At 72.2% G+C, this 16,579-nt stretch carries 11 protein-coding genes; 3 read left to right on the plus strand and 8 right to left on the minus strand.

What is annotated here, in order from left to right:
• Window positions 1-50: 50 nt before the first annotated feature.
• Window positions 51-2,327: a hypothetical protein gene (locus ACP4IX_RS22165; protein ID WP_426521925.1), complete on the plus strand. Its 2,277-nt coding sequence runs from the start codon at window positions 51-53 to the stop codon at window positions 2,325-2,327.
• A 183-nt stretch (window positions 2,328-2,510) separates the two neighbouring features.
• On the opposite strand, the gene argG is transcribed toward ACP4IX_RS22165, so the two are convergent.
• The 3 genes from argG to ACP4IX_RS22180 are packed head-to-tail and all read right to left on the minus strand — an operon-like array spanning window position 2,511 to window position 6,762.
• Window positions 2,511-3,956: an argininosuccinate synthase gene (gene argG / locus ACP4IX_RS22170; RefSeq protein WP_426521924.1), complete on the minus strand. Its 1,446-nt coding sequence runs from the start codon at window positions 3,954-3,956 to the stop codon at window positions 2,511-2,513.
• Between the two features lie 56 nt (window positions 3,957-4,012).
• The gene (locus ACP4IX_RS22175) at window positions 4,013-5,452 is read right to left on the minus strand and encodes an NAD-dependent succinate-semialdehyde dehydrogenase (protein WP_426521989.1); all 1,440 of its coding nucleotides are present in this window, start codon (window positions 5,450-5,452) and stop codon (window positions 4,013-4,015) included.
• A gap of 41 nt (window positions 5,453-5,493) precedes the next feature.
• The gene (locus tag ACP4IX_RS22180) at window positions 5,494-6,762 is read right to left on the minus strand and encodes an aspartate aminotransferase family protein (protein WP_426521923.1); all 1,269 of its coding nucleotides are present in this window, start codon (window positions 6,760-6,762) and stop codon (window positions 5,494-5,496) included.
• 229 nt (window positions 6,763-6,991) lie between these two features.
• On the opposite strand from ACP4IX_RS22180, the gene ACP4IX_RS22185 reads away from it, so the two are divergent.
• Window positions 6,992-8,686 (plus strand): PucR family transcriptional regulator, encoded by a 1,695-nt coding sequence (locus ACP4IX_RS22185; RefSeq protein WP_426556455.1) that lies wholly within the window; start codon window positions 6,992-6,994, stop codon window positions 8,684-8,686.
• Window positions 8,687-8,691: 5 nt separating this feature from the next.
• Here ACP4IX_RS22185 and ACP4IX_RS22190 read toward each other — a convergent pair whose 3' ends face one another.
• The 5 genes from ACP4IX_RS22190 to ACP4IX_RS22210 all read right to left on the minus strand — a co-directional run bounded on the left by ACP4IX_RS22190 (window position 8,692) and on the right by ACP4IX_RS22210 (window position 14,970).
• Window positions 8,692-9,306, minus strand: coding sequence for a DUF6629 family protein (locus ACP4IX_RS22190; protein WP_426521921.1), 615 nt, complete (start codon window positions 9,304-9,306; stop codon window positions 8,692-8,694).
• 199 nt (window positions 9,307-9,505) lie between these two features.
• Window positions 9,506-11,887 carry a beta-glucosidase gene (locus ACP4IX_RS22195; protein WP_426556456.1) on the minus strand — a complete coding sequence of 794 codons (2,382 nt, stop codon included), beginning with the start codon at window positions 11,885-11,887 and terminating at the stop codon, window positions 9,506-9,508.
• Complete coding sequence (locus tag ACP4IX_RS22200; RefSeq protein WP_426521919.1) at window positions 11,884-12,702, minus strand: carbohydrate ABC transporter permease; 819 nt, start codon at window positions 12,700-12,702, stop codon at window positions 11,884-11,886. The genes ACP4IX_RS22195 and ACP4IX_RS22200 overlap by 4 nt, the downstream gene beginning before the upstream one ends.
• Entirely contained in the window at window positions 12,699-13,655 is a 957-nt protein-coding gene (locus tag ACP4IX_RS22205; RefSeq protein WP_426521918.1) for a carbohydrate ABC transporter permease, read from the minus strand. The genes ACP4IX_RS22200 and ACP4IX_RS22205 overlap by 4 nt, the downstream gene beginning before the upstream one ends.
• Window positions 13,656-13,665: 10 nt before the next feature.
• Window positions 13,666-14,970 carry an ABC transporter substrate-binding protein gene (locus ACP4IX_RS22210; protein WP_426521917.1) on the minus strand — a complete coding sequence of 435 codons (1,305 nt, stop codon included), beginning with the start codon at window positions 14,968-14,970 and terminating at the stop codon, window positions 13,666-13,668.
• Between the two features lie 138 nt (window positions 14,971-15,108).
• On the opposite strand from ACP4IX_RS22210, the gene ACP4IX_RS22215 reads away from it, so the two are divergent.
• The gene (locus ACP4IX_RS22215) at window positions 15,109-16,167 is read left to right on the plus strand and encodes a LacI family DNA-binding transcriptional regulator (RefSeq protein ID WP_426521916.1); all 1,059 of its coding nucleotides are present in this window, start codon (window positions 15,109-15,111) and stop codon (window positions 16,165-16,167) included.
• Window positions 16,168-16,579: the final 412 nt, after the last annotated feature.

Below are 16,579 nucleotides of genomic sequence, written 5' to 3' on the forward strand. Positions count from 1 at the left end.
CCGCTCGGACGCCGTGTCGCACGACGGTCGGCCGAAACGAGAATGGGGCCATGGACGGACTGGTTCGGCCCTCGCCCCGGCGCTCGCCCTGGGTCGCGGTACTGCTCTGGTGCGTCGCGGTGCTCAGCCTGACCGTCCTGGCCGCGGCCGCCGTCGTGCGCAGCACCGTGCTCGATCCGGACTTCTACGGCCAGGCGCTGGAGGACGAGCAGGCCTACCAGCGGTTCTACGACGAGGTGCTGGTCGACCCGGCCAGTACGCCCCTGGCTCAGGAACTGCTGGACCGGCTGCCCGTTCCGCAGTCCACCATCACCTCGAACCTCAAGGTGGTGATCCCGCCGGAGACGCTGCGGGCCATGGGCGACCGGCAGATCGCCGAGGTGATCCACTACCTGGAGGGGAACCGCGACCGGCTGCGGATCACGGTCGACCTCGAGCCCGTCGTCGCGAACGTCGAACGGCTCAGCCGGGCCTACTTCGGTGATGCCGTCGCCGCCCTGCAGCAGCAGTCGGAACCCGACTTCCAGGCCTTCGTGCAGCGTCTGTCCGAACTCACGGCGCAGGTGGTGGCCGGTGAGGCGCCGCTGGAGGGCCTGCCGTCGCTGCCGCTCTCCCGCAGCCAGGCGGTCGCGGCCACGGACGCGCTGATGCGTCTGGTGCCGGAGGCCGCGCGCGCCGGCACCAGACCCGGCGTGCAGGCGGCGATGGACCGGGGAGACGTGGCCTCGGCACTGGCCGCGGTCGCGCCGGTCGCCCTGACGGACCAGGTCCGGGCAGCCGCCGCGGAGTTGTTGCGGGAGGCGAACGCGGGCACGTGGGTCATCACCGTCGATGTCGATCCCGCGCACGAGGCGCTCGCTCCGGTGGACCGCGCGCGTGCCGTCACCCGCCTCTTCCAGGAGGTGGTGGAACCGGCGGCGGCCGTGCTCTGTGCCGCCGCGCTCACGCTGCTGTGGTTCGCCACCCCCTCCCCCGCCAAGCGCCGGCTGATGCCGCTCGGCTGGGTGCCGGCCGCCGCCGCCTCACTGCTGGCACTGACGGTCTTCCTGCTGCGTCTCACCCGGGGCGACACGCTGTTCGGCACGCCGTCCTCGTGGCCCCCGGCGGCGTCGGATCTCATCGGCGACATCCAGGCGACCGCTCTCGACGGGCTCCTGACCACCGCCACCGTGGTCGCGGTGATCCTGCTGGCGGCGGGCGCCCTGCTGATCACCGTCGGGTGGGTCTGGCAGACCGGGCCCGGAGTGCCGGTCCTCACCGATCCGCGGCACGGCCCGGCTCTGACCTTCGCCGTCACGGCGTGCGCGCTCGTCGGCACGATGCTGGCGCCGGTGGCGATCACCGGCTCCTCACCGCGCATCTGCCAGGGCAGCGCCGAGCTGTGCGACGCCCGCTACGACGAGATCGCCCAGCTGGCGTCGCACAATGCCATGGCCACGACGGCGGACCGGTTCATCGGCCCCCTCCAGGACCCCGACATCGTCGGCCAGCTGGGCGCCGGGGTGCGGGTATTGCTCCTCGACACGCACCGGTGGGAGCGGCCCGAGGAGGTCGCGGACCGACTGAGTACGTCGGACTTCTCCCCCTCGCTGCGCCGGCGGCTCACCGGGATCCTGGAGCGGGTGAACCCTCCCCACCCGGGCCTGTGGCTGTGCCACTCGGTGTGCGGTGCCGGGGCCCTCGAACTGGTGCCCGCGCTGCGGCAGATCGGTGCGTGGCTGCGCGCGAACCCCACGGAGGTCGTCACGCTCGTCCTGCAGGACGGCGTCGACTCCGCGGCGAGCCAGAGCGCCTTCCTGCGGGCCGGACTCTCCGACCTGCTGTACGAGCCGGACGCCGATCCGGACCGCCCGTGGCCGAAGCTGGGGGACATGATCGACAGCGGCCGGCGCCTGGTCGTCTTCGCGGAGAAGGCCGACGGGCCCGCGCCGTGGTACCGGAACTTCTACCGGTACGGCATGGAGACGCCCTTCGCGTTCCGCAGCCCGGACGAGATGTCCTGCCTGCCGAACCGGGGCGGCGCGGACAAGCGGCTGTTCCTGCTCAACCACTTCGTCACGGCGGGCGGCGGGCGCCGGCTGGACGCCGGGATCGTCAACTCCCGGCAGCGCGTGCTGGAGCGGGCGCACACCTGTGAGCGGCAGCGCGGCAGGCCGGTCAACTTCATCGCGGTGGACTACGCGACGATCGGCGACGCGCTAGGCGCGGTCGACGAGCTCAACGCCGAACGCCGGCAGGACGATTCCCGCTTCCCGGCCGGACGATCACCCGACAGGCTCCCCGGCGCGCGGGGAACGCGCCTTCCGGACGCGGGGCAGGAGAGCTGACGGACCGTTCCCCGAGCCCCGCGTCAGGACCCGCCTCCGGGACCGCCGGACGGCTGCTGCCGGCGGTCCCGGGCCGGGCCGTGGGCCGGCCCCACCGGTCGACGAGAGACAGAAGGGCCGGCTCGGCGCCCGCAGGCGTCGGGCCGGCCCTCCGTCGCTGTGAGGGATCCTCTCGGGGACCGGTCAGTCCGTGCCGGACTCCATCGCGGCGCGGTCCAGCAGCTCGTCGTCGCCGGAGACCTCGCCGCGGGAGGCGATGGCCTGCGCGCCGCCCTCCGGCATGGCGCCGATCAGCCCGGTCGCGGCGGCCTGGGCGGCACCGATGGCGGGGTTGGCGGTGCCGATCAGACCGAGCCCGGCGTACTGCTCCAGCTTGGCGCGGGAGTCCGCGATGTCGAGGTTGCGCATGGTGAGCTGGCCGATCCGGTCCACCGGGCCGAACGCGGAGTCCTCGGTGCGCTCCATCGACAGCTTGTCCGGGTGGTAGCTGAACGCCGGGCCCGTGGTGTCGAGGATCGAGTAGTCCTCACCGCGCCGCAGCCGCAGCGTGACCTCGCCGGTGACCGCCGAGCCGACCCAGCGCTGCAGCGACTCCCGGATCATCAGCGACTGCGGGTCCAGCCAGCGGCCCTCGTACATCAGCCGGCCCAGGCGCCGCCCCTCGGTGTGGTACTGCGCGAGGGTGTCCTCGTTGTGGATCGCGTTGACGAGGCGCTCGTAGGCGGCGTGCAGCAGGGCCATCCCGGGCGCCTCGTAGATGCCGCGGCTCTTGGCCTCGATGATCCGGTTCTCGATCTGGTCCGACATGCCCATGCCGTGCCGGCCGCCGATGGCGTTGGCCTCCATCACCAGGTCGACCGGGGAGGCGAACTCCTTGCCGTTGACCGTCACCGGGCGGCCCTGGTCGAAGCCGATGGTGACGTCCTCGGCGGCGATCTCGACGGACGGGTCCCAGAACCGCACGCCCATGATGGGCTGCACGGTCTCCACGCCGGTGTCGAGGTGCTCCAGCGTCTTGGCCTCGTGGGTCGCGCCCCAGATGTTGGCGTCGGTGGAGTACGCCTTCTCCGTCGAGTCCCGGTAGGGGAGGTCGTGGGCGAGCAGCCACTCCGACATCTCCTTGCGGCCGCCGAGCTCGGTCACGAAGTCGGCGTCCAGCCACGGCTTGTAGATGCGCAGCTGCGGGTTGGCGAGCAGGCCGTACCGGTAGAACCGCTCGATGTCGTTGCCCTTGAAGGTGGAGCCGTCGCCCCAGATCTGGACGTCGTCCTCGAGCATCGCCCGGACGAGGAGCGTGCCCGTGACGGCACGGCCGAGCGGCGTGGTGTTGAAGTAGGCACGCCCGCCCGAGCGGATGTGGAACGCCCCGCAGGTGAGCGCGGCCAGGCCCTCCTCGACCAGCGCCGCACGGCAGTCGACCAGGCGCGCGATCTCGGCGCCGTAGGTCTTCGCACGGTCGGGCACCGAGGCGATGTCGGGTTCGTCGTACTGACCGATGTCGGCGGTGTACGTGCAGGGGACGGCGCCCTTGTCACGCATCCACGCGACCGCGACCGAGGTGTCGAGGCCGCCCGAGAAGGCGATACCGACGCGCTCGCCGGTGGGAAGGGAGGTGAGGACCTTGGACATAGGAAGAGTATGCATGATTACGCATGACCATGCAAAGCCGGTGGTGGTCCACTCCGTCACCGGGCCGGCATCGCGATGTACTGGTACTCCAGGAACTCCTCGATGCCCACCGTTCCGCCCTCGCGGCCGAGCCCGGACTGCTTGACCCCGCCGAAGGGCGCGGCGGGGTTGGAGACGAGGCCGGTGTTGAGGCCGACCATGCCGGTCTCCAGGCGTTCGCTGACACGGAGGGCGCGGTCGAGGCCCTCGGTGAAGACGTAGCCGACGAGCCCCCAGGGGGTGTCGTTGGCGCGGCGTACGACCTCGTCCTCGTCGTCGAAGGTGAGGACCGCCGCCACGGGGCCGAAGATCTCCGTGCTCATCAGGCGGCTGTCCGCGCAGACGTCGGTGAGCACCGTGGGCGGGTAGAAGCAGCCGGGGCCCTCGGGCGTACGGCCGCCGGTCAGGACGCGGGCGCCGCGCTCCACCGCGTCCGACACCAGGGCCTCGACCTTGGCCCGCCCGGCGGCGTCGATGAGCGGGCCGACGTCGACGCCGTCCCGGGTGCCGGGGCCCACGACGAGCGCCGCCATCCGCCGGGCGAGGCGCCGCGCGAACGCGTCGGCCACCGGCCGGTGGACGAAGAAGCGGTTCGCGGCCGTGCACGCCTCACCCATGTTGCGCATCTTCGCGATCACCGCGCCGTCCACGGCCGCGTCCAGGTCGGCGTCGTCGAAGACGATGAACGGCGCGTTGCCGCCCAGCTCCAGCGACGTGCGCACCACCGTGTCCGCGCACTGGGCCAGCAGCAGGCGCCCGACGGCCGTCGAGCCGGTGAAGGACAGCTTGCGGATGTGACCGCCACGCAGGAGCGGTTCGCACACCTCGCCCGCCCGGGAGGTGGTGACGACGTTCAGCACGCCGTCCGGCAACCCGGCCTCGTCCAGGATCGCGGCGAGGGCCAGGCTGGACAGCGGTGTCTGCGGGGCCGGCTTGAGGATCGCCGTACAGCCGGCCGCGATCGCCGGGCCGATCTTGCGGGCGCCCATGGCCAGCGGGAAGTTCCACGGGGTGATCAGCAGACAGGGACCCACCGGGCGCCGGGAGAGCAGCATGCGGTGGCGTCCGTCGGGAAGGATGCCGTGGCCGCCGTCGATGCGGACGGCCTCCTCGGAGAACCAGCGGAAGAACTCGGCGGCGTACGCGACCTCTCCCCTGGCCTCCGCCAGCGGCTTGCCCATCTCCGACGTCGCCAGGCGGGCGAGTTCGTCGCTGCGGTCGAGGACGATCTCGTACGCGCGGCGCAGGATCTCGCTGCGCGCCCGCGGTGCCGTACGGGCCCACTCCTCCTGCGCGCGGACCGCCGCCTTCTCGGCGAGCCGGGCGTCCCCGGGGCCCGCGTCGGCGACGTGGCAGAGGGTCTCGCCGGTCGCCGGGTCGTCCACGGGCATGGTGGCACCGTCCGCCGCGTCCGCCCAGGCACCGCCGATGAAGAGCCGGGTCGGAGCGCCGGTCATGGAGGGCGGAGTGCCGGTCACGGGGTCCCTCCCGGCGGTGCTCACCGGTTCGCCGCTTCCGAGGTGCCGGCCTCCACGGCGGCCGCCCAGGCGCGCAGCCCCTCGTCGATCCCCGGCTCGTCGATCACCAGCGCCGGGATCATCCGGACGACCTGGTTCCAGGCTCCGCAGAGCAGCAACAGCAAGCCCTCGTCGACGGCGGCCCGCTGGACCCGCGCCGCGGTCCCGGGGTCGGGCTCGCCGTCCTGGGTGACGAACTCGGAGGCCAGCATCAGCCCCATGCCGCGTACGTCCCCGACGGCCGGCGTCCGGGCCGCCACCGTCTCCAGTCCGTGGCGCAGCCGCGCCCCCATGGCCTCGGCGTTCTCCACCAGCTTCTCGTCGCGTACGACGTCGAGCGTGGCGCAGGCAGCCGCGCACGCCACCGCGTTGGCGCCGTACGTACCGCCCTGCGAGCCCGGCCACGCCCTGCGCATCAGGTCCTGGGAGGCGGCGATCCCGGACAGTGGGAACCCGCTGGCCAGTCCCTTGGCGGTGACGAGGACGTCGGGGGTGATGCCGAAGTGCTCGTGGCCCCAGAACCGGCCGGTGCGGCCGACACCGGTCTGCACCTCGTCGACGATCAGCAGGAAGCCGTGCCGGTCCGCGCGTTCCCGCAGCCCTTCCATGAAGGCGCGGGTCGCGGGTACGTACCCGCCCTCGCCGAGTACCGGCTCGACGATGACGGCGGCGGTGTCGGCGGGAGAGGAGACCGTCTGGAGGGTGTGGTCGAGTTCCCGCAGGGCGAAGCGGGTGGCGGTCTCCTCGTCCCAGCCGTAGCGGAAGGCCGTCGGGAACGGGGTGACGACCACACCGCTCATGAGCGGCGAGAAGCCGGACCGGAAGCGGGTGCCGGAGGTGGTCATGGAGGCGGCGGCCACGGTCCGGCCGTGGAAACCGCCGTGGCAGACGAGGACATTGGGCCGTCCGGTGGCCTGGCGGGCCAGGCGCAGCGCCGCCTCCACCGCCTCACTGCCGGAGTTGGTGAAGAACAGACTGTCCAGACCGGCCGGCAGCACCTCGCCGAGCCTGTCGACCAGGCGCCGCAGAGGCTCGTGCAGCACGGTCGTGTACTGCCCGTGGATCAGTGTGCCCACCTGCTCCTGTGCGGCGGCCACCACCCGGGGGTGGCAGTGTCCGGTGCTGGTGACGCCGATTCCGGCGGTGAAGTCCAGATAGCGGCGGCCGTCCTCGCCATGGATGTGGACGCCCTCGCCCCGGACCGCCACCACGGGCGTGGCCTGGCGAAGGTGCGGCGACAGTGCGGTCATGCTCGCCTCCCGGCGTGATCGTCGGTCTGCTGCGGTGCGGTCTTCCGAGCCTTCCCTCGGTCCGGGACCCGGCACCGCCTGATCTGTCCGGCCGGGCCGCGGTATCCGGACGTTGTGCCAACCGCTCCGCTCCCGCCGCGCCGCCCGTCCGCGCCGGATGCGCCGCCCGAGCGCTCTTGCGCAGGTCAGCGACGCTTGTCAGAGTGACAGGGGCGCGCAGGGAGGCACCGTGAGCGAGAAGCGGCACCCGGCTCCGGAGCACGGCCGCGACGGCCCCGGCACCTCCGCCGGTCGCGGCGGCCGGGACGCCTCGTCGGCCGGGTGGTGCCCGGGCCCGGCAGGCTCGCCCACCGTCGCCGACGTACTGGCGCTGCCGGTCCTGGCCGCGGGAGACCCGCAGGTGGTCACCGGCCGGGACCACATCGACCGGCCGGTCCGCTGGGTCCACATCACCGAACTGACGGACCCCGCCTCCTTCCTGAAGGGCGGCGAACTCGTCCTCACCACCGGTATGCCGCTGCCCGACGATCCCACCGGTGTGCGCCGCTACGTCGACGAGCTCGCCACCGTCGGCGCCGCGGCCCTGGTCATCGAACTCGTACGCCGATACCACCGGCCTCCCGACCCCCTGGTCGACGCCTGCCGGGCCCGCGGCCTGCCCCTGGTCACGCTGGCCGAGGACGTCAACTTCCTGGAGGTCACCCAGGTCGTCCACACACTGATCCTCGGCAACCAGGCGGAAGCGGTCCGCAGGACGCAGCGCGTCCACGAGGCGTTCACCACCCTCACCCTGCGCGGCGCCGGCCCCGAGGACGTCCTGCGCGCCGCGGCGGAGATGAGCGGCCGCACGGTGGTGCTGGAGAGCCTGGTCCACCGGGCGCTGGTCTGCGAACCCTCCGGCAGCACGGCACACGCCGCGCTCACCGGCTGGGAGCGGCGCTCCCGGGCCACCCCGCCCGCCGACCGCACAGGTGTCCGCGGCCCCGAGGGCTGGCTCGTGGCCCCGGTGGAGTACCGGGGCGAGGGCTGGGGGCGGCTGGTCATGCTCCCCGGCACGCCCGCGGCCTTCGGCCCCGAGGACGTCACCGTGCTGGAGAGGACCGCGATGGCCCTCACCATCGCCCGCCTCACCCACCCCGCGTCCTGGGAACGCACCGCGCACCGCAACGCGCTACGGGACCTCGTCGAGCAGCGCCACCGCTCCCCCGCCGACGCGCGCGCCCGAGTGGCGGCACTGGGGCTGCCGACGGAGCACACCCGCTTCGTCGCCGTACTCGCGGACGTCCCGGCGGAAGAGGACACCGCGAGGACCGAGACCCGCCTCGCCGAGGAGCTGAGGACGACGGGGGTCCCGGCACTCGTCGGTCTCCTCGCCCCCACCCGCCTCGGCGTCCTGCTGGCGCTGCACCCGTCCCGGCCCTGGCGGCAGAGCGTCGAGCGGCTGAGCCGCACCGCACGGGACCCGGCCCCGGACACCACCGTGAGCGTCGGCTCGCCGGCCTCGGACCTCGCCGACGTCGCCCGCTCGTTCCGTGAGGCGGCCCGGGTGGCCGAGGCCACCGAGCCCGGTCAGCCCCTCCCGGCGGACCGCTCCTTCCACGAACGGTCCGACATCGGCCTGCGCCGCCTGCTCTTCGCGCTCCGCGACGACACCCGGATCCAGGAGTACGCGGAACGGCAGCTGGGCCGGCTCCTCGACCACGACGCCCGCCACGGCACCGATCTCCTGGCGACCCTGCGCGGCTACCTGGACGCCGCCGGCAACAAGACCGCCGCCGCCCGGGCCGGCGGTCTGTCCCGGGAGACCGTCTACCAACGGCTGCGGACGATCGAACGGCTGCTCGGCCGCGACCTCGACTCCGGCGAGCAGCGCACCGAACTCCACGTGGCGTTGCAGGCACTCGACGCCCTGCGGGGCCGCTGACCCGCTCACCGCGCCCCGCGTCCGGTCACCCAGCCGAAGAGGACCACCGAGCACACCGCCGCGAACGCGCACCAGGTCGAGACGAACTCCAGCCGCCACAGGGCCCAGCAGACCAGCGCGCCCGCGCCGGCCAGGTACCCCAGCACGCGCAGGCCGCGGTCGCCGGACAGCAGCAGGGAGCCGACCGTGGCCACCAGATAGCCCGCGACCAGCAGCCCGGCGTGGGGCAGGTCCACCACGTAGCCGACGGTGCGTCCGCGGATCTCCGCCCGCACGGGGCGCGTGGCGAGTACGTACGAGAGCACCGTCGCCGTCGCGGCCCCGGCGGCGAGCGGCACGGTCAGGCGGCGCCGCGCGGACCGCGGCGCGGCGCACAGCACGCCCGCCGGCACCCAGAGGGCGAGCAGCGGGAGGGCCATGACCGTCCAGGCCAGGGTGGCCGGGCCGGTCCCGCCGTCCGAGGCCCAGACGGCCGCCTCGACCATCTGATGGGCTCCGAGCAGCAAGGGCAGCGCGGCCAGCGGGAGGTCGCGGCCCCGCCGTGCCCGGACCACACAGCCCACGCCGACGGCGGCGACCCCGATGCCCGCGACGAGGTCGGCCTCCGCGCTCCAGCACATCCTTGCGTCCTCGGGTCGGCCGACGGGCCCTCCATCGTCACCGATCCGACGGGGCACGGCCGCGTCGACACGGCCGCACCGCGCGGGGAGTCTTCCCGCCGGCCCGCCGGCCCTCTGAACACTGGCCCACACTGGCCCTCGAACGAGCGGTGCCACCCGGAGGTCGCCGGGTGGCACCGCTCGTGGTCCGGCCGGCGGATCAGGCGTCGGCAGCGGCTTCCAGGCCGAAGACGGCGTGCAGTCGCCGCGTGTGGTCGACACGGCGTTCCGGGCCGGTGAGGGTCACCGTCGCCGTCAGGAGCGGGGCGGTGCTGGACGCGGCGAGCCGCAGTTCCAGGTCGCCCGGCTCGACCACGCGGTGGCCGTCGCGTCCGGTGAAGGAGGCGAGGTCGGCCGGGATCTCGACCCGTACCCTGCGGGCCTCGCCGGGGGCCAGCGGCACCCGCGTGTAGCCGATGAGGCGCTGCACCGGCTGGACGACGGAGGCGACCGGGTCGTGCAGGTACAGCTGGACGACCTCGGTGCCGTGCCGTTCGCCGGTGTTGCGGACCGTGAGTCCGAGCGAGAACGCGCCGTCGGTGGGGGCCTCCTTCTCGTGCACCACGAGGTCGCTCCAGTCGAACGTGGTGTACGTCAGGCCGTGCCCGAAGCCGAAGGCGGGCGTCGGGTCGATGTTCGACACCTCGCTGGCGTGGGCGAGCCGCGCCCCGAGATAGGTGGTCGGCTGGGTACCGGCTCCGCGCGGCACGCTGACGGGCAGCCTGCCGGTGGGGCTGATGCGCCCGCCGAGCACACCGGCGAGGGCGGCGGTGCCCTCTTCGCCGGGGAAGAAGGACTGCACGATCGCGGCGGACTCCGCCACGGCCCGGCCCAGCGCGTACGGCCGGCCCGCGAGCAGCACCGTCACGACCGGCTTGCGGGTGTCCAGCAGCGCGTCGAGGAGCTGCTGCTGGGCACCGGGCAGGGCCAGTGACTCGACGTCGCAGCCCTCCCCGCTGGTGCCGCGGCCGAACAGCCCCGCGCGGTCGCCCAGCACGGCGACGACGACGTCGGCGTCCAGGGCCGCGCGGACGGCCTCGGGGATGCCGAAGACGTCGCCGTCGTCGACGCCCGTGCCGTGCACGACCGTGAACTCGGTGTCGGGGAACTCGGCGGCCAGGGTGTCGCGCAGGGTGGGCAGCGCGATGCCGACCGGGGTGCCGGGGTGGTGGACGCCGATGTGCTGGGGGAAGGAGTAGCACCCCAGTACGGCGGTGGGCTCCTCGGCGTTGGGTCCGACCAGGGCGATGCGGCGCGGCCGGTCGAGCGGCAGGGTGCCGTCGTTGCTGAGCAGCACGACCGCCTCCTCGGCGACCGTGCGGGCCAGTTCGCGGTTGCCGGGACCGTCCAGGTCGATCCGGCCGCGCAGGGCGTCCGGATCCTCCAGGTCGGCGCCGTCGAGCGCGGAAGGCACCGGGTTCCAGTCCGCGTCGAGCAGCCCGAGCACGGCCTTCTGGGTGAGCACCCGGCGCAGGGCGCGGTCGATCAGGGTCTCCGGTACGCGGCCGTCGGCGACGGCCTCCGCCAGGGGCGCGCCGAACGTCTTCACGGTGGGCAGCTCGACGTCGACGCCCGCCCGCAGCGCGGCCCCGGCGGCGCCCGCCCAGTCGCCGGCGATGCCGTGCAGCGTCTTGAGGAAGGCGATGCCGAAGTAGTCGGCGACGACGGTGCCGTCGAAGCCCCACGTGTCCCGGAGCAGTCCGGTCAGCAGGTCCTCGTCGGCCGCGGCGGGCACCCCGTCGGTGTCGGTGTAGGCGTGCATCACCGAGCGGGCGCCGCCCTCGCGGACCGCCATCTCGAAGGGGGGCAGCAGGACGTCGGCGCGTTCCCGCGGGCCCACGGAGGAGGGGGCGAGGTTGCGTCCGGCGCGGGAGGCCGAGTATCCGACGAAGTGCTTGAGGGTGGCGACGACGCCGGCCTCCTCCAGGCCCCGCACATAGGCGGTGCCGATGGTGCCGACGAGGTACGGGTCCTCGCCGATGGTCTCCTCGACCCGGCCCCAGCGGGCGTCGCGCACCACGTCCAGGACGGGCGCGAGTCCCTGGTGGATCCCGACGGCCCGCATGTCGCGGCCGATGGCGGCGGCCATGCGCCGGACCAGGTCCGGGTCGAAGGTGGCGCCCCAGGACAGGGGGACGGGGTAGGCGGTCGCGCCCCAGGCGGCGAAACCGGCCAGGCATTCCTCGTGCGCGAGGGCGGGAATGCCGAAGCGGTTCTGGGAGGCGATTCGGGCCTGCGTGCGCATGAGCGAGAGCGCGCCGAGCGCCGGGTCGACGGGGGCGGTGCCGAAGGGGCGCGTGAGTTGGCCCAGTCCGGTGGGCAGGAGCGCGTCGAGGTCGACGGCCTCCTCCATGTCGTGCTGATGGGGGGCGACGTCTCCGCCCTCGTTGGACGCGCCGACCCACACGCCGTACAGCTGGGCGATCTTCTCCTCGGGGGTCATCGCTTCGATCAGCGCGGACACCCGGTCGGTGAGGGTCTGGGCGGGGTCGTTCCAGAGGGGGACTTCGGGGGTGGTCTCTACGGCCACGTCGGCGATCACTTTCCTCCGACGCCCATCAGACCCTGGACCAGGGCGCGACGGGCGAACAGGTAGACGAGCAGGATGGGCGTCATGGACAGCACCACGGCCCCCAGCAGACCGGGGATGTCGATGCCGTGCGCGGTCTGGAAGTTGTACAGCCCCAGGGTGACCACCTTGGTGGACTCGGACTGGGTCAGAACCAGCGGGAACAGGAAGCCGTTCCACGCCTGGAGCGCGGAGAACACCACGATCGTGGAGAGGCCGCCGCGGGAGAGCGGCACGACGAGCTGGAAGAACATGCGCCGGGGGCTCGCGCCGTCCATCGCCATGGCCTCGTACAGCTCCGGCGAGATGTCACGCATCGCGCCGCTGAGGATCAGCGCGGACATCGGCAGGCAGAACGCTGCCGTGGGCAGGATGACGCCGAGCAGGTTGTCGTACAGCCCGGCCTCGCTGATCAGGTAGAACATCGGCACGATCACGGCCTGGGCCGGGATGGCGAGGCCCAGCAGGAACAGCCGGAAGATCGCCGACGTGGTCCTGCCGCGGCTGCGGACGATCGCGTAGGCCAGCGGCGGGACCAGCAGCAGCACGATGCCGATCACGCTGGCGGTGACGACCAGCGTGTTGAAGAAGTACTGGCCGAAGCCCGAGTCGAAGGCGCCGGTGAAGTTGTCCAGCGTGAAGCTGTCCGGGATCGACACCGGGCCGTTCTCGGCGTAGTCCTGGCGGGTGCGCAGGGTCGCGGCGAGCATCACGTACAGCGGCAGGCCGACCAGGAAGAGCCAGACGAGCGAGCCGGCGCCGGCCAGGTAGTTCGGTCGGCGCCTCATGACACACCCTCCATGGAGCTGCGCATCTTGTCGTAGCCGGAGACCCGGACGACGATCAGCGAGATGATCGTGGCCGCCACGACCAGGGCCAGGGCGATCGCGGAGCCGGTGCCGTAGTCGAAGCTCTTGAACGCCTTGTCGTACATGTAGTAGGCGCTGATGGTGGTGTCGGTGCCGGGGCCGCCCTGGGTCAGGATGAGGACCGTCTCGAACGTGGTCAGGCCACCGACGATCATCAGGATCATCGAGGTGATCATGGAGGTGCGCAGCTGCGGCAGGGTGATGTGGAAGAACTGCCGGTAGCGGCCCGCCCCGTCGATCTCCGCCGCCTGGTACAGCACCGGCGGTATCGCGCGGGCGGCACCCTGGTAGATCAGCGTGTGGAACGGGGTGAACTGCCAGGTGCTGACGAAGGCGAGTACCCCGATGGCGGTGGACTGCTCACCGAACAGGTTGCCGTCCCCGAACAGCCAGGCGGCGTCGGCCGGGATGCCGAAGTTCGGGTCGAGCAGCGCCCGCCACAGCACGGAGACGGCCGTCGCGGACAGCAGCAGCGGGATGAAGTAGATGACCGACAGGACGGCGCGGTTGCGCTGGTGACCGGCGGCCCAGACGCCGAGCAGGATGCTCAGCGGGGTCTGGAGGACCACGCCGAGCGCGGTCAGCAGCAGGGTCAGCCAGATGCTCTCGAGCATGACCGGGTCGTCGACGAGGCGCGACCAGTTGTCCATGCCGACGAACTCGGGCGAGCTGAGGCCGTCCCAGCTCATGAAGGACAGCACCGCCACCATGATCAGCGGGACGATCGCGAAGAGGGCGAAGAACACTGCGGCGGGCAGCGCCCAGGCGAAGCCGGGGCGGCCCACCTCCGTTGCGGACGAGGCGGGCGGCCGCCGCCGAGACTCCTTGCGGGGTCCGGCGGCGGGCCGAGCGCTCGTGAGGTCTGTGGTCATGAGCCGTTCGTCACTCGGTCGGGAGGGCCTGCATGGCCTTGATGAAGCCGTCCGTGTCGAGCTGTCCGTTGAAGAACTGCTGGACGGCCTTGTGCATGTCCGAGCTCGCCTTCTGCGGGTACGCCTGGTCCCAGGAGAGCTGGAACGACGGGGCGTCGGCGACGAGGTCGTACTGGAAGCGCGAGTACTCGGGGGTGCCCGAGCCGTCGATGAACTTGTCGGTGTCGGTGGTGGTCGGCAGGTTGCCGATGTCCAGCTGCGCCTTGACGAAGTCGTCGGAGTACATGAGCTTCAGGAACTCGGCGACGGCCTCGGGGTGCTTGGTCTTCTTCATCACCGAGTAGTAGTTGTTGGTGTTGCCGGCGACGTTGCCCGGGTCGCCCTTGCCGCCCTCGACGGCCGGGAAGGCGGTGTAGCCGAGGTCCTTCTCGGCGAACTCCTTGTGGTCCGTCAGCTGCTGGGAGTAGTACCAGGAACCCATCAGCTCGAAGCCGGCCTTGCCCGAGGCCACCAGCTGGACCGAGCCGCCGTTGGTGTACTTGACGGAGTCGTAGTTCTTGCCGAAGGCGCCGGAGTCGACGAGCTCACTGATCATGTCCAGGGCCTTCTTGCTGTCCGGGCTCTCCCAGGCGCTCTTGTCGCCCCCGATGGCCTTCGCGAACAGCTCCGGGCCGGCTATGCGGTCGTAGAGGTACTGGAACCACATCTGCGTCGGCCAGACGTCGCCGCCGCCGAGCGCGATCGGCGTGACACCCGCGTCCTTGAGCTTGTCGACCGCGGCGAGCAGTTCGTCCCAGGTCTTCGGCGGCTCGACGCCGGCCTTGTCGAGGACCGCCTTGTTGTGGAACAGCAGGACCGGCTGGGTGCCGCGCATCGGGATGCCGTACGGCTTGCCGTCGACGACGGCGTTCTCGAAGACCGTCGGCAGGAACTTCTTCTCCAGGTCCGGGTTCTTCTTGATGAAGTCGTCGAGCGGCAGCAGCAGGTCCGCCTTGACGAACGGCTTGATGCTGCCGCCGCCCCAGTTGAAGAAGAGGTCGGGCGCCTCGGAGGTGTTGATGATCGTCTGAAGCTTCTTCTGGTAGTCGGCCCCGGGGATGGTGTCGAGGACGGCCTTGACGTCGGACGTCTTGTTGAAGGTGTCGACGATCTGCTGTTCGACCTTGTTGCTGGCGTCCCCGTAGACCAGGACATGGATCTTGCCGTCGTCCGACGACGCCCCGCCGTTCCCGTCACCACAGGCCGACAGGCTCAGCGCCAGGGCGAGCGTCGCACCGGTCGCGACCAGTCTGGGCAAGCGCGCACGTGTCTTCATCGTTCGCCTTTCGAAAGTTTCGGCACCATCACCGAAAGTCCATGCTGCTCGGACAGTAGAGTGAGACAGGATTTCTGGTCAATGGCCGTGCAGATGCCGACTCAAAACGTTATCGATCGCATGACCTATCCTGCCCGTATGCACGATGATGTTGAGGTGGGCGCCAGGGTGACCCTGGCCGAGGTGGCGAAAGAAGCGGGGGTCTCTCCCCCGACAGTTTCGAAGGTCCTCAACGGTCGTTCGGATGTCTCCCGCACCACCCGGGTCAAGGTCGAGCAGTTGCTGGAGGTCCACGGCTACCGCCGCCGGAGCTCGAACCCGCCGCGCTCCCCGCTCGTCGAGCTCGTCTTCCACGAGCTGGACAGCGTCTGGGCGATGGAACTCATCCGGGGGGTGGAGACCGTCGCCAAGGCGAAGCGGGCGACCGTGGTGCTCACCAGGAGCGGCACACGGCACGCACCCGCGCCGGACTGGATCGAGGGCGTGCTCCAGCGCAGGCCCCTGGGTGTCGTCCTGGTCTTCTCGTCCGTCCCCGCCGAGATGAAGCACCGGCTGCGGTCACGGAGCGTTCCCTTCGTCATCGTCGATCCGGCCGGCGACCCGGACCCCGATGTGCCGTCCGTGGGCTCCGCCAACTGGGCCGGGGGCCTCGCCGCGACGCGCCATCTCACGGAGCAGGGGCACGAACGCGTCGCGATCATCACCGGTCCCGAGGACATGCTGTGCTCACTGGCCCGTCTCGACGGGTACCGCTCGGCCATGACCATGGCGGGGCTGACGGTCGACCAGCGCCTCGTCCGCTTCGGCGACTTCCAGGTGCAGAGCGGTTTCGAGCACGGGATGGACCTGCTGGACGGCCCCGACCGGCCGACGGCCGTCTTCGCGGGCAGTGACCTCCAGGCCCTCGGTGTGCTGGAGGCGGCTCGGGTCAGGGGCCTGCGCCTGCCCGAGGACCTCTCGGTGGTCGGCTACGACGACGTGCCCCTGGCCCAGTGGTCGAGCCCGCCACTGACCACGGTCCACCAGCCGCTGCGCCAGATGGCCGAGGAAGCGACCCGTATGCTCTTCCGCCCGGACGACCCCGGCCGGGCCGCCCAGCGCATCGAACTCGCCACCCACCTGGTCGTACGGCAGAGCACGGCCCTCGCCGTACGGCAGGGCGCGGCGCCACCGGGACGTGTGCCCGAAGACCCGTGACGAAGCCCTGCCGGTCACCTGCGGCGGACGACTCCGCCCGCGGGTCACGCGGCGGCGGGTCACCTGGCGGCGCGACGTACGCCGTCACACCACCCCGCGGTCGTGCGGTCGTACGGTCGTGCAGCCGAAGCACCGGACGGGCCGTCGCCCTCGGCCTCGCCGCCGAGGGCGCGCGCATCGTCGAGCGTCGGCGGGCGCCGACCCCTGGCCGGGGGTGCCGTCGTCCAGGGCGTGACCATGCCGGTACCCGGTGCCGCCGGTGCGCGGGTCCGGCAGGCAGATTCTGGAGCGGGCCACGGGACTTCCTCCCCTCGACCGCCACGAAGACGGTACGACGTCCGTCCGCCCTTCGCCGGCCCCGCGGCCGGACCTCGCGGTGATGGGGCCCGGCACGACGGACGGAGGCGGCGGA

The organism is Streptomyces sp. WG5 (genome assembly GCF_049974565.1).
Taxonomy (GTDB): domain Bacteria; phylum Actinomycetota; class Actinomycetes; order Streptomycetales; family Streptomycetaceae; genus Streptomyces.